The following is a 12,299-nucleotide window of genomic DNA, read 5'->3' as shown; positions in this document are numbered from 1 at the left end:
TCGGCGGGGGCTGGGGGGGGCGGGGCCCGGGGGGGTGCCGGGGGCCCCGGCCCGTCGTTTCCGCCGCCTGCGCGCAGGCGGCGGGGACTACTCGTACGCGCCGAGGTCGGCGATGGCCGAGAAGCCGAGGCCGTACGCGCTCATCCCGCGCCCGTACGCGCCCAGGTGCACGCCCGCCCGGGTGGAGCCGGCCAGCACCCAGCCGAATTCCGACTCGCGGTAGTGGAAGGTCGTCGGCTCTCCGTCGACCGGCAGCGAGAGCGTCGACCAGTCGGCGCCTTCGAGGTCGTCGGCGAGTTCCCAGGCCGCCTCGGTCTGCTGGTCGAGCCAGTCGTTGCGCAGGCTGTGGTCCATCTGGGCGGGCCAGCTGTAGGCGAGCAGGCCCGAGCCGGCCAGCCAGGCGGCGGAGGCGACCGAGGTGGCCTCCAGGACGCCGGTGCCGTCGCCGCTACGGCGCAGGGGGTTGCTGGCCACGGTGATGACCACCGCGAAGCGTTCCTTCTCGCCGGTGGCGATCTCACCGCGGGCGGAGGGCTCGTCGCCGTGGCCGGTGGAACCGTGCTCGACGGTGCCGTCGGCGGCGGAGCCCACCTGCATGAGCCAGCGTGGCCCGGTGAAGGCCCCGTCCAGCCCGTACCAGGGGAAGCCGGCCCGCAGGTAGCCGTCGACCGCCCGGCGGGCCGTCGGCATGGGCGCGGCGGACTCCTGGGCTTCGGGTCGGGCGGGGGGCCGCTCGGGCTCCGGGGTCGGCTGTGGTGCGGTGGCGGGGGCCTCGGCGGTGGCTTCCGCGGGCTGTGCCCCTACCCGGCTGCTGGTCGTCTCCATCTGGGCGCCTCTCGTTCCGTGGGGTCCGGAACGGCCCTCCCCTCGCTTCGCGGGGGATCCCATCCTCGGGTGCCCTGAGTCCGGACAGATGGAGAGGATAGCCATCAGGTCCCCGATCCCCGGGCAGGCAGTGACCTAGGTGGCGTCGGCGTCGAACGGCGTGCGCTGTTCGGGGGCCGGGGCGGCGGGCTTCTTCAGGAGGTCCGGACCGGTGGCGACGGCGGGCGTGGCGGCAGGCGTGGCGGCGGCCGGGCCGGGCCGTGCCTCCCTGCCGTTGACGGCGTCCGTGACCTCGTTCAGCTCCTTGCGGAGGTCGAAGCTGCCGCGGATCTCCCTGAGGTCCTCGTTCTCCGCCAGGTGCTTGCGGATGAAGGTCTTGGGGTTGAGGTCCTCGAACTCGAAGTCCTTGAACTCGGGGCCCAGTTCGGAGCGGATGTCCTGCTTGGCGCTGTCCGAGAACGACCGGATCTTGCGGATGACCCCGCTGACGTCCTGGATCACCTTCGGCAGCTTTTCCGGGCCGAAGATGAGGATGGCGAGCACCACGATCGTGACCAGTTCGAGTGCGCCTATGTCGTTGAACACCTTGCCGCTCCTCGGCTCTCTCCACGTCCGGCCCGCACAACGGTACCCGGCTCAGCCTCGGTGCCCCTACGTCAGGAGGCCCCGGATCCCGCTTTCGGTCCCGCACGCCCTCGCCGGACACCGGGGAGGGCCCCGCCCGTCATGATCCGCCGGCCGAGCCGAGGACCATGTGCAACGTGTGCTCCCCGCCCTCGCGCAGCACCGTGAGGGTCAGCTCGTCGCCGGGGCGGTGGGCCCTGATCTTGATGATCAGCTCGTCACCCCCGTGCACGCGGGCCCCGTCCACCTTCGTGATCACGTCGCCCGCCTTGATCCCGGCCCGGGCGCCCGGCCCGTCCGCGACGACCGGCGGCTTGCCGTCCTCGCCCTTGGCGGCGACCCGCGCTCCGTCGCCGGTGTACTGCATGTCGAGGGTGACCCCGATGACGGGGTGCGTGGCGTGGCCGGTGCGGATCAGCTCTTCGGCGACCCGCTTGCCCTGGTTGACGGGAATGGCGAAGCCGAGGCCGATGCTGCCGCTCTGGCGGGCGCCCTCGTCCCCGCCCTGGCCCTTGTCCGCGCCCCGGATCGCGCTGTTGATGCCGATCACGCGGGCCTGGGAGTCCAGGAGGGGCCCGCCGGAGTTGCCGGGGTTGATGGGGGCGTCGGTCTGGAGGGCGTCGACGTAGCTGATGTCGCTGCCGTCGCCCTTGTCGCCGCCGGCGGTGATGGGGCGGCCGGTGGCGCTGATGATGCCGGCGGTGACGGTGTTGGAGAGGTCGAACGGCGCGCCGATGGCCACCACGGGGTCCCCGACCCGCACGTTCTCGGAGTTGCCGAGGGAGAGCGGGCGCAGCCCGCGCACTCCGGCGACCTTGACCACGGCCAGGTCGTAGCCGCCGTCGCGGCCCACCAGTTCGGCGGCGACGCTCTCACCGGTGCTGAAGGTGACCGTTATGTCCTTGGCGTCGGCGACGACGTGGTTGTTGGTGAGGATGTGGCCGTCGCCGTCGAGGACGAAACCGGTCCCGGTGCTGCCGCCGCTGCCGCTGCTGACGTGCAGGGTGACCACGCCGGGCAGGGCGGTGGCGGCGATCCCGGCCACGCTCTCGGGGGCGCGGTCCCTGCGGTCGGCGGCGGCCTGCGGCAGTTCGAGGCGGGTGTTGCTCCGGCGTTCGGTGAGGACGCCGACGTATCCGCCGATGCCCCCGGCGAGCAGGGCGGTGACGACGCCGAGGGCCACGAGCTGCCACATCCGCGGCCCGCGCCGCGGTGACCGGCCCGGATCGGCCACCTGCAACGGGGCGGCGGTGACGCTCCAGGGGTCGTACCGGGCCGGCTCGGCCAGCGGCCCGGGCTGCTCCGGCCCCGGGGCCTGCTCCGGCTCGGCCGCGCGCGGACCCGGTACGTCCACCGGGCCTTCGGGGCGGCTCCACCAGCGGGGCGCCGGGGCCGGTTCGGTGTGCTGGCTGTCGGACATGGGCGCTCCCCCGCGGCTGGCGGACTTCCAAAGCTGTCGCACCGCCGGGCGGCGCCTCAGGCGCCGATTCAATCAGGTCCGCCCGCAGGGCGAGCCCCCCGGCCCGCTTCCCGCAGGCCCCCGCACCGGAGCCGCGGGCGGCGGCTCCGGGTCAGTGCGCCAGGGACACGGCGGGTCGGGCCGAGACCGGCGCGGAGGGCGTCAGTACGCCCCTCGGCGCGAGGGTGGGCAGCACGCCGGGACTGGGCAGCCGGTCGCGCACCACCGCGTCGGTGAGCGGCGCGTACGGTCCCGGCCGCGCGGCGGGGGCCTCGCCCCGCGAGGCGCCCGGCTCGACCGTCTCCAGCGGCAGGGAGCCGCCCAGGGCGAGCGCGGCGAGCGAGACCGCGCCGGCGGCGACGAAAGCGAACCGGCGTCTGGGGCGGCCCGTCTCGTGGATGCGGCCGCCCTCGTGGATCGGGAGGGCATCGCGCGGCGCGGACGGAGCCACGTACCCGAAGGCGGCCGTGGGTCCGCCACCGCCCGGCGATCCGGAGGGGGGGTTCCCGGGGTCGCCGCCCGGCAGGCCCTGCAGGCGGGCGAGCAGCCCGGCGGACAGCGGCGGCGGTGCGCTCTCCACGAAGAGAGTCTTGAGCCGGCGCTGGGCGTCGGCTTCGGTCTTGCACTTGGGGCAGGTCGCCAGATGGGCGAGCACCCGCTCGCGGGCGTCATGGCTCAGTTCGCCGTCGACCAGGGCGGCGAGCCGGTCGCCCAGGTGCTGTTCCGCGGGGGAGGGTCGGGTTCCGCTCACTCGGTTCCGCCCTCTCCCCCGGCGCCCGGAGCGCCCACCGCCGCCCCTGCCAGCGCACGCTGCTCCGCGCGGGCCTCGGGGGACCGGTGCTTGAGCGCCCTGCGCAGGTGCGAGCGGCCCCGGTGGATTCGGCTGCGCACGGTGCCGAGCTTCACGCCGAGCGTGGCGGCGATCTCCTCGTACGACAGTCCCTCGATGTCACAGAGCACGACGGCCGCGCGGAACTCGGGCGCGAGGGTGTCCAGCGCCTGCTGCACGTCCGCGTCGAAGTGGGTGTCGTGGAGCACCTGCTGGGGGGACGGCTCACGGCTGGGCAGCCGCTCGGCGGCGTCGTCGCCGAGCGCGTCGAACCGGATCCGCTGCTTGCGGCGGACCATGTCCAGGAAGAGGTTGGTGGTGATGCGGTGCAGCCAGCCCTCGAACGTACCGGGCGTGTAGGTGGACAGCGAGCGGAAGACGCGGACGAAGACTTCCTGCGTCAGGTCCTCGGCGTCGTGCTGGTTGCCCGTCAGACGGTAGGCGAGGCGGTAGACCCGCGCGCTGTGCGTGCTGACGATCTCCTCCCAGGAGGGAGGCGTCCACGCCTGCGGTCCCGCTTCGGCGGCAAAGGTCGCGGTGGTTGCGGTGTCGGCGGTGTGGATGCGGTCAGCAGTCTCGGTCACGGATTTCGGCTCACCTGCCGACCAGAAGAGGCGTCGCAGCACCCCTCCTCGATCCGTAGGCGCAGCCGCACCTCCCCTATCGGCTCTGGTGGTGTCCAGTGGAGCCCCTACCATAGCCACCCCTCCCGTCAGCTCCGGATAAGTATTTTTGCAGTAACTTTGCACGAGTCTTATGGGTCCGCGGGCCTCCGGATCGCCGATCTGCCCTCTGCCGTCCCCTCTATCCCGCATCCGCCCGCGTCTACTTCTCCCAACGCCCGGTCCCATCTGCGGGTTCCCGACGTCAGCGGATACAGTCACCGTTGCGCCAACTATGGGGACAGGAGAGGGTCATTAGCGGCAACCGGCAGACGAGCTGGGCGTTCGCCGACGCGTTTGTCGCCGAGGACGACGCTCTGCGATGGGCCCGCGACCGGTCCAGGGAAGCGGGGCTGCGCTCCGTCTCCCCCGGCACCGGGGCCGCGCTGCGCCTGCTGGCCGCGGTGGCGGACGCCAAGGCGGTGGCCGAGATCGGCACCGGCACCGGCGTCTCCGGCATCCACCTCCTGTACGGGATGCGCCCGGACGGGGTGCTGACCACCGTCGACCCGGAGCAGGACCGGCAGGCGTTCGCCCGCCAGGCGTTCCGCGCCGCGGGCTTCGCGGGCAACCGGGCCCGGTTCATCCCCGGCCGTGCCCTGGACGTGCTGCCGCGGCTCGCCGACGGCGGATACGACCTCGTCTTCTGCGACGGGGACCCCACCGAGTCCCTGGACTACCTCGCCGAATCGTTGCGGCTGCTGCGGCCGGGCGGCCTGGTCTGCTTCGAAGGGGTCTTCTCCGACGGCCGCACCGTCGACTCCGCCGCCCAGCCGGTGGAGGTGCTCCGGGTCCGCGAGCTGCTGCGCAGCGTGCGCGAGAGCCCGGCGCTGGAAGCGGCACTGCTCCCGGTGGGCGACGGCCTGCTGTGCGCCGTCCGGCGCTGACGTGCGCCGCCGCGGGCGGACACGACACCGCCCCGGCCGCGCGGGGCGGCCGGGGCGGTGCGGAGTTTCTTAGGCGAAGTGCCTGTCAGCGTCCTCGGGGGATCAGCCGACGACCTTCTTCAGGGCGTCACCCAGGGCGTCCGCCTCGTCCGGCGTCAGCTCGACGACAAGCCGACCGCCGCCCTCGAGCGGTACGCGCATGACGATGCCTCGCCCCTCCTTGGTGACCTCGAGCGGGCCGTCGCCCGTCCGCGGCTTCATGGCCGCCATGCTCGTTCCCCTTCCTGAAACCAGCTCATCGTCGCCGACGGCCCCATTCAGGCGCCTAGTACCCGGCATCGAACACATTGCTTCCCAGCCATTATCCCGCATGTCAGGACCCGATGACCAACATCGGCGGGGAACGCTTGTGCAACGCGCTTGACCAAAACCACTCATTTCGGGGATCGGCCTGCGATACTTCGCCGCTGCGCCCGGCGGGGAGCCTCCGCTTTCTTTGACGCACATCACATGCCCGGTGCGCGTCCGGTCCGCCATGCTGGCCCTTGCACCGGCCGGTACCGGCCGGTAGCCAAGCCCGCGACGAAGGGGGACCCCCGCCATGGCCGACAGCGTGCTCTACGAAGTGACCGACGGACTCGCCACCATCACGATCAACCGGCCCGACGCGATGAACGCCATGAACACGGAGGCCAAGGCCGCCCTGCGCGACGCGGTCCAGGCCGCCGGGGCCGATCCGGAGGTACGCGCGGTGCTGCTCACCGCGGCCGGTACCCGGGCCTTCTGCGTGGGCCAGGACCTCAAGGAGCACATCGGGAACCTCGCGGCCGACCGCGAGAGCGGCTCCTCGCTGACGATGAGCACGGTCGCGGAGCACTACAACCCCGTCGTGCGGGCGCTGACGGAGATGCCGAAGCCCGTGGTGGCCGGCGTGAACGGGGTCGCGGCGGGGGCCGGCTTCGGTTTCGCGCTCGCGGCGGACTTCCGCGTCGTGGCGGACACGGCGTCCTTCAACACCTCGTTCGCCGGGGTGGCGCTGACCGCCGACTCGGGCGTCTCCTGGACCCTGCCGCGGCTGATCGGCGCCTCGCGGGCGAGCGACCTGCTGCTGTTCCCGCGCTCGGTCACGGCGCAGGAGGCGTACGAGCTCGGCATCGCCAACCGCGTCGTCCCGGCGGACGCGCTGGCGGCAGAGGCCGAGTCGGTGGCCCGCACCCTCGCCTCGGGCCCGACCGTCGCCTACGCGGCCGTCAAGGAGTCCCTCGCGTACGGCGCGTCCCGCTCGCTGCCCGAGGCGCTGGCCCACGAGGACGTCCTCCAGACCCGCGCGGGCGCCTCCGCGGACCACGGCATCGCGGTCGAGGCGTTCCTCGCGAAGCAGCCCCCGAAGTACCTGGGCCGCTAGGGGGCGCCCCCTCTCCGGGCGGCCGCCGGCCGGCCGCCCGGGTGACCGCTCAGGTCCGGTGCCGGAAGCCGCAGGCCGCGAGGTGGTCGTCGACCAGGCCGCAGGCCTGCATCAGCGCGTAGGCCGTCGTCGGGCCGACGAAGCGGATGCCGGCCTTCTTGAGCGCCTTGGCCAGCGCCGTGGACTCCGGCGTCACCGCCGGGACGTCAGCGAGGGTCTTCGGGGCCTTGCCCGGCTCGGGGGCGTGCGACCAGATCAACGCCTCCAGCTCGCCCGGCTCCCACCGCGCGAGCACCTTGGCGTTCGCCAGCGTCGCCTCGATCTTCATCCGGTTGCGGATGATGCCCGCGTCCAGCATCAGCCGCTCCGCGTCGCTCTCGTCGAACCGCGCGACCTCCGCGATGGCGAAGTCCGCGAAGGCCTTGCGGAAGCCCTCGCGCCGCCGCAGGATCGTGATCCAGGACAGTCCGGACTGGAACGCCTCCAGGCACAGCCGCTCGTACAGCGCGTCGTCGCCGTGGACGGGGCGGCCCCACTCCGTGTCGTGGTAGGCGATGTACTCGGGCGCCGAGAGCGCCCAAGGGCAGCGCAGGATCCCGTCCGGGCCGGCCACCGCCGGGGCGCCGCTCACCGGTCCTCTTTGGTGAGGTCGACGCGGCCGTGCGCGGAGGCGGCGGCGGTCAGTTCCGCGATGCGCGCGTCCCGCTCGGCCAGTTCGGCCGCCAGCCGGTCCAGCACGTCGTCCACCTCGGCCATCCGGTAGCCGCGCGGAGCGACCGGCAGCCGCAGGGCGTCGACGTCCGCCCGTACCACCGGCCGGGTCTCCGGCAGCGAGTCGGCCACCCGGTCCGGCTCCGCCTCGGGCAGTACGGCCTCCGAACCTCCGCCGACCACCGCGAGGGTGACCGCGGCCACGACCACGACCAGCGCGATCAGCAAGAACCAGAACACGATCAACTCCCCTGAGAGACTCCGGCCACCAGGTTAAGGTCGCAGGCGAGGCGCGAGGGCCGCCGAAGGAGGAAAGAGCAGGATGCTGCGACTGGGCACGCGCGAGTTCGACACCCACGAGCCGGTGATCATGGCCATCGTGAACCGGACCCCGGACTCCTTCTACGACCAGGGCGCGACGTTCCACGACGAGCCCGCGCTGGACCGGGTCGAGCAGGCGGTGGCCGAGGGTGCGGCGATCATCGACATCGGCGGGGTCAAGGCGGGCCCCGGCGAACACGTCGACGCGGCCGAGGAGGCCCGCCGTACGGTCGGCTTCGTGGCCGAGGTGCGCCGCCGCCACCCGGACGTGGTGATCAGCGTGGACACCTGGCGGCACGAGGTCGGCGAAGCGGTGTGCGAGGCCGGCGCCGACGTCCTGAACGACGCGTGGGGCGGGGTCGACCCCAAGCTGGCGGAAGTCGCGGCCCGTTACGGCGCCGGGCTGGTCTGCACCCACGCGGGCGGCGTCGAGCCGCGGACCCGGCCGCACCGGACCGCGTACGAGGACGTGATGGCGGACGTCCTGCGGGTCACGGTGGGCCTGGCCGAGCGGGCCGTCGCGCTCGGGGTGCGCCGCGACGCCGTCATGATCGACCCGGGCCACGACTTCGGGAAGAACACCCGCCACTCCCTGGAGGCCACCCGGCGGCTCGGCGAGATGACGGACACGGGCTGGCCGGTGCTGGTGTCGCTGTCCAACAAGGACTTCGTCGGCGAGACCCTCGACAAGCCGGTGAAGGAACGTCTCCTCGGCACGCTCGCCACCACCGCCGTCTCGGCCTGGCTCGGCGCGCAGGTCTACCGGGTGCACGAGGTCGCCGAGACCCGGCAGGTCCTCGACATGGTCGCGTCCATCCGGGGCCACCGGCCCCCGGCGGTCGCCCGCCGGGGACTCGCCTGACCGGGCAGCCCGCGAAGAGCGGCCCCGGGGCGGCCGGCTAGTCGCCGGTCTCCCGGGCCGCCTCCTCGGTGGCGGCGCGGGCGGCGCGTTCGTTCGTGCCCTCGCCGACTTCCTTGCTGACCAGCGTCACGGCCTCGTCCACGTCGTCCGTCACGTGGAAGAGGCACAGGTCGTACTCTGACGCCTTGCCCTGCGCGACGACGGTGTTCCGCAGCCAGTCGACCAGGCCGCCCCAGTACTCCGTGCCGAAGAGCACGATCGGGAAGCGGGTGATCTTCTGGGTCTGGACCAGCGTCAGCGCCTCGAACATCTCGTCCAGCGTGCCGAGCCCGCCGGGCAGCACCACGAAGCCCTGGCTGTACTTCACGAACATCGTCTTGCGGACGAAGAAGTACCGGAAGTTCAGCCCGAGGTCGACGTGCTGGTTCAGCCCCTGCTCGAAGGGCAGCTCGATGCCCAGGCCGACGGAGATCCCGTTGGCCTCCCGGGCGCCCTTGTTGGCCGCCTCCATCGCGCCCGGGCCGCCGCCGGTGATGACGGCGAAGCCGGCGTCGACGAGCGCGTGCCCGATCCGTACGCCCGCCTCGTACTCCGGCGAGCCCTCCGGGGTACGGGCCGATCCGAACACGCTGATCGCCGGCGGCAGCTCCGCCAGCGTGCCGAACCCCTCGATGAACTCCGACTGGATGCGCAGGACCCGCCAGGGATCGGTGTGCACCCACTCGGAGGGCCCGGCGGAGTCGAGCAGCCGCTGGTCCGTCGTACTGCCCGCCTGCACCTGGCTCCTCCTGCGCAGCACCGGCCCGAGCTGCTGCTCCTCGGGCCGACGAGCGAACCCCTCGGGATTGCGGTGGTTGCCCATGATGTGCTCCCTCCTGCTGATCGTTCAGTCAGGTTAGGCGCACGAAGGTGACGACGAGCGGAATTCAGGAGGTCAGCCAGGCGCGGAGTCGCTCCTCGCAGTGCAGGATCGCCTTCGTCTCGACCCGCTCGTCGACCTTGTGCGCCAGCAGCGCGTCGCCCGGGCCGTAGTTGACCGCCGGGACGCCCAGCGCGCTGAAGCGGGCCACGTCGGTCCAGCCGAACTTCGGCATGGCCCGGCCGCCGACCGCCTCCATGAACGCCGCGGCCGCCGGGTGTGACAGGCCGGGGAGGGCGCCGCCGGAGAAGTCGTCGACCACGAACTCGGCGATGTCGCAGCCCGCGAAGACCTCCTTCACGTGCGCGAGCGCCTCTTCCCCGCTCCGGTCCGGGGCGTAGCGGAAGTTGACCGTCACCGTGCAGGAGTCGGGAATGACGTTGTTGGCGACGCCGCCCTCGATCCGGACCGCGTTGAGGCCCTCGTGGTACTCCAGGCCGTCGATGACCGGCCTGCGGGCCTCGTACGCCGCGAGCCGCGCCAGGATCGGGGCGGCGCCGTGGATGGCGTTGGAGCCCATCCAGCTGCGCGCGGAGTGCGCGCGCTCGCCGGCCGTGCGGAGCAGTACCCGCAGGGTGCCCTGGCAGCCGCCCTCGACCTCGGCGTTCGACGGCTCCAGCAGGACCGCGAAGTCGCCCTTCAGCCAGTCGGGGTGGGCCTCGGCGACCTTGCCCAGGCCGTTGAGGTCGGCGGCGACCTCCTCCTGGTCGTAGAACACGAAGGTGAGGTCCCGGTTGGGCTCGGGCACGGTCGCCGCGATCCGCAGCTGCACGGCGACGCCGGACTTCATGTCCGTGGTGCCACAACCCCACAGGACGTCGTTCTCGTCCAGGCGGGAGGGCACGTTGTCGGCGATCGGGACCGTGTCGAGGTGGCCGGCGAGCACGACGCGCTCGGCGCGGCCGAGGTTCGTGCGGGCGACCACGTTGTTCCCGAAGCGGTCGACCGTCAGGTGCGGCAGACCGCGCAGCGCGTGCTCCACGAGGTCGGCGAGGACCTTCTCGTCGCCGCTCACGGAAGGGATGTCGACGAGCCGGGCGGTCAGCTCGGCAGCGTCCAGGGTGAGGTCCAGCTCGGATGGGGACATGAGCCGACCCTAACGCCCGGGCCGTGGCGAGGCCCTGCCGGTCCGCCCGGTGGACGCGTCCGCGGGACCCGGCACACAGCTCAAGTACGGTGGGCCGGGTGTCCCCCACCGATCACTCCAGCCCGCGCCGTCGCCGACCGCTGCTCAAGATCGCCGGTCTGCTCGTTCTGCTCGCGCTCGGCGGTTACCTCGTCGTGCAGTTCGAGTCCAACGGCGGGGGCGGCGCCCCGCACTGCACGGCCGAGGCGCCCGGCGGCCAGAGCGGTGCGGGCCGGCCGTACGAGATGTCGCCGGAGCAGGCCGGGAACGCGGCGACGATAGCCGCGGTCGGCGTCGCCAAGGGCGTGCCGGACCGGGCGGTCACCATCGCGCTGGCCACCGCCATGCAGGAGTCGGGGCTGCGCAACCTCGACCACGGCGACCGGGACTCGCTCGGGCTGTTCCAGCAGCGTCCCTCGCAGGGGTGGGGCACCCCGCAGGAGATCCGCGACCCGGTGTACGCGGCGGGGATCTTCTACGACCGGCTGCTGGAGGTACGGGGCTGGGCGCGGCTGCCGCTGACCGAGGCGGCGCAGGAGGTGCAGCTCAGCGGTTTCCCGCAGGCGTACGCGAAGCACGAGCCGAACGCGACCGTCCTGACGGCGGCCTTCGCTGGCGGCGGCTCCGTGGTCTGTGGCGGGCCGGCGCCAACCGAGCCCGGCCGGCCGGATCAGGTGCGGGCGGAGCTGGTGCGGATCTTCGGCAAGCAGGTGCGGGTGGACGCGGCTGCCGCCGCCCCCGCGAAGGAGGGCGCCGGCGCCCCGGAGGCGGAGGTCACCGTCGGGCAGCCGCAGGGACCCGCCGACGCGGCGTTCCGGCGCGCGCGGGTGGTGGCGTACTGGGCGGTGGCGCACTCCCGCGAGCTGGGGATCGCCCGCGTGTCGTACGCCTCCCGGGGCTGGACGGCGGGCGCGGCGGACGGCGCGTGGCAGGAAGAGCGCGCCGCGACCGGCCGGTCCGGCGCACCGCAGGCCCACACCGCTCAGGCGGACGAGGTACGGATCTTCGTGCACCGCTGATCCCCGCTGTGAACCGCCCCCGGGCCCGGATACCGCTCGGGTGTGCGGCCCGTCCCCCGCCCGGGGGTCACCGGCGCGGGGGCGCCCGGGGGCGCAGAGGGGGCGGAATGCCTGGTCGGCGCCCGTCCGGTGCGGTTGTCGCGGAACCCGATTAAACGATGCGTTACCAATCCTTTACCCGGCGGGTCCGCAACTTCGCCCGCCCCGGGAGCGGTTGTACCGGCGTACTCAGCCGCTACCGCTTAGGAGCATCATGTCCCTCCCCCTGACCCGTCGGATCGCCCGTGCCGCGCTGTTGCTCGCAGCCGGGACAGCTCCCGTGGTCGGTGCGGCCGGCGCGGCCAGCGCCGCGGGCCTGGAGTCCGTGCCGCAGCTGGGCGCGCTCACCTCTCCGGACGCCGCCGCCAGCACCGTGGGCAGCGCCGCCGGTGACACCGCCGCCACGGCCACGGACACCGCGGCGAAGGCCGCCCCGGCGCAGCTGACCGAGGCGGCCGGACCGCTGCTGGCCGGCCTGCCGACCTCGGGCCTGCCGACGTCGGAGCTGCCCACCGCGGGCCTGCCCACCTCCGGCCTGCCCGCCGCGCCGGAGCTGCCGCTGAACGCCGTGCCGCTGGGCGGTCTCGGCCACTGACCCGCCGCCGCGGGAA

Annotated in this window: 14 protein-coding genes and 1 pseudogene; 5 read left to right on the top strand and 10 right to left on the bottom strand. The window is 73.4% G+C overall.

The genetic code is table 11. The features are described 5' to 3' along the window. Window positions 1-87 precede the first annotated feature (87 nt). The 5 genes from ACWGH1_RS28035 to sigE all read right to left on the bottom strand — a co-directional run bounded on the left by ACWGH1_RS28035 (window position 88) and on the right by sigE (window position 4,435). Window positions 88-825 (bottom strand): hypothetical protein, encoded by a 738-nt coding sequence (locus tag ACWGH1_RS28035; RefSeq protein WP_453357159.1) that lies wholly within the window; start codon window positions 823-825, stop codon window positions 88-90. Between the two features lie 135 nt (window positions 826-960). Then, window positions 961-1,410, bottom strand: a complete 450-nt coding sequence (locus tag ACWGH1_RS28030; RefSeq protein WP_453357158.1) for a sec-independent translocase — start codon at window positions 1,408-1,410, stop codon at window positions 961-963. Between the two features lie 139 nt (window positions 1,411-1,549). Beyond that, window positions 1,550-2,869 (bottom strand): S1C family serine protease, encoded by a 1,320-nt coding sequence (locus tag ACWGH1_RS28025; RefSeq protein ID WP_453357157.1) that lies wholly within the window; start codon window positions 2,867-2,869, stop codon window positions 1,550-1,552. Window positions 2,870-3,020: 151 nt separating this feature from the next. Beyond that, window positions 3,021-3,659 carry a zf-HC2 domain-containing protein gene (locus tag ACWGH1_RS28020; protein ID WP_453409106.1) on the bottom strand — a complete coding sequence of 213 codons (639 nt, stop codon included), beginning with the start codon at window positions 3,657-3,659 and terminating at the stop codon, window positions 3,021-3,023. Next, window positions 3,656-4,435, bottom strand: coding sequence for an RNA polymerase sigma factor SigE (sigE, locus tag ACWGH1_RS28015; protein ID WP_453357560.1), 780 nt, complete (start codon window positions 4,433-4,435; stop codon window positions 3,656-3,658). Before sigE ends, ACWGH1_RS28020 begins: the two co-directional genes overlap by 4 nt. A gap of 188 nt (window positions 4,436-4,623) precedes the next feature. On the opposite strand from sigE, the gene ACWGH1_RS28010 reads away from it, so the two are divergent. Next, window positions 4,624-5,286 carry an O-methyltransferase gene (locus ACWGH1_RS28010; protein ID WP_453409105.1) on the top strand — a complete coding sequence of 221 codons (663 nt, stop codon included), beginning with the start codon at window positions 4,624-4,626 and terminating at the stop codon, window positions 5,284-5,286. 102 nt (window positions 5,287-5,388) lie between these two features. Here ACWGH1_RS28010 and ACWGH1_RS28005 read toward each other — a convergent pair whose 3' ends face one another. Then, window positions 5,389-5,556 (bottom strand): DUF3117 domain-containing protein, encoded by a 168-nt coding sequence (locus tag ACWGH1_RS28005; protein WP_003966491.1) that lies wholly within the window; start codon window positions 5,554-5,556, stop codon window positions 5,389-5,391. A gap of 331 nt (window positions 5,557-5,887) precedes the next feature. Here ACWGH1_RS28005 and chcB point away from each other — a divergent pair, with 331 nt between their 5' ends. Continuing rightward, a complete protein-coding gene (gene chcB, locus ACWGH1_RS28000; RefSeq protein ID WP_453409104.1) occupies window positions 5,888-6,691 on the top strand; it encodes a 2-cyclohexenylcarbonyl CoA isomerase in 804 nt (267 codons plus the stop codon). A 49-nt stretch (window positions 6,692-6,740) separates the two neighbouring features. Here chcB and ACWGH1_RS27995 read toward each other — a convergent pair whose 3' ends face one another. Beyond that, entirely contained in the window at window positions 6,741-7,322 is a 582-nt protein-coding gene (locus ACWGH1_RS27995; RefSeq protein ID WP_453355683.1) for a DNA-3-methyladenine glycosylase I, read from the bottom strand. After that, window positions 7,319-7,642: a DivIVA domain-containing protein gene (locus ACWGH1_RS27990; protein WP_453355684.1), complete on the bottom strand. Its 324-nt coding sequence runs from the start codon at window positions 7,640-7,642 to the stop codon at window positions 7,319-7,321. The genes ACWGH1_RS27995 and ACWGH1_RS27990 overlap by 4 nt, the downstream gene beginning before the upstream one ends. An 82-nt stretch (window positions 7,643-7,724) precedes the next feature. Between ACWGH1_RS27990 and folP the strand changes: the two genes are divergently transcribed. Continuing rightward, window positions 7,725-8,585 carry a dihydropteroate synthase gene (gene folP, locus ACWGH1_RS27985; RefSeq protein ID WP_453355685.1) on the top strand — a complete coding sequence of 287 codons (861 nt, stop codon included), beginning with the start codon at window positions 7,725-7,727 and terminating at the stop codon, window positions 8,583-8,585. A gap of 103 nt (window positions 8,586-8,688) precedes the next feature. Here folP and ACWGH1_RS27980 read toward each other — a convergent pair. Beyond that, window positions 8,689-9,447, bottom strand: a pseudogene (locus tag ACWGH1_RS27980) (LOG family protein); the annotation flags it as partial. Between the two features lie 64 nt (window positions 9,448-9,511). Beyond that, window positions 9,512-10,591, bottom strand: coding sequence for a succinyl-diaminopimelate desuccinylase (gene dapE, locus ACWGH1_RS27975; protein WP_453355686.1), 1,080 nt, complete (start codon window positions 10,589-10,591; stop codon window positions 9,512-9,514). A gap of 98 nt (window positions 10,592-10,689) precedes the next feature. Here dapE and ACWGH1_RS27970 point away from each other — a divergent pair, with 98 nt between their 5' ends. Continuing rightward, window positions 10,690-11,649 carry a hypothetical protein gene (locus tag ACWGH1_RS27970; protein ID WP_453355687.1) on the top strand — a complete coding sequence of 320 codons (960 nt, stop codon included), beginning with the start codon at window positions 10,690-10,692 and terminating at the stop codon, window positions 11,647-11,649. Window positions 11,650-11,902: 253 nt separating this feature from the next. Further along, window positions 11,903-12,283: an ATP-binding protein gene (locus tag ACWGH1_RS27965; RefSeq protein ID WP_453355688.1), complete on the top strand. Its 381-nt coding sequence runs from the start codon at window positions 11,903-11,905 to the stop codon at window positions 12,281-12,283. Window positions 12,284-12,299: the final 16 nt, after the last annotated feature.

It is taken from the genome of Streptomyces sp. NPDC054883 (genome assembly GCF_053610645.1).
The sequence above is the reverse complement of the archived record's forward strand: the minus strand, read 5'-3'. Positions and strand labels throughout refer to the sequence as shown.

Coding starts and splice junctions, on each gene's coding strand:
- ACWGH1_RS28035 (WP_453357159.1), bottom strand. CDS start 825: ATGGAGACGACCAGCAGCCGGGTAGGGGCACAGCCCGCGGAAGCCACC.
- ACWGH1_RS28025 (WP_453357157.1), bottom strand. CDS start 2,869: ATGTCCGACAGCCAGCACACCGAACCGGCCCCGGCGCCCCGCTGGTGG.
- sigE (WP_453357560.1), bottom strand. CDS start 4,435: ATGGTAGGGGCTCCACTGGACACCACCAGAGCCGATAGGGGAGGTGCG.
- ACWGH1_RS28005 (WP_003966491.1), bottom strand. CDS start 5,556: ATGGCGGCCATGAAGCCGCGGACGGGCGACGGCCCGCTCGAGGTCACC.
- chcB (WP_453409104.1), top strand. CDS start 5,888: ATGGCCGACAGCGTGCTCTACGAAGTGACCGACGGACTCGCCACCATC.
- folP (WP_453355685.1), top strand. CDS start 7,725: ATGCTGCGACTGGGCACGCGCGAGTTCGACACCCACGAGCCGGTGATC.
- dapE (WP_453355686.1), bottom strand. CDS start 10,591: ATGTCCCCATCCGAGCTGGACCTCACCCTGGACGCTGCCGAGCTGACC.
- ACWGH1_RS27965 (WP_453355688.1), top strand. CDS start 11,903: ATGTCCCTCCCCCTGACCCGTCGGATCGCCCGTGCCGCGCTGTTGCTC.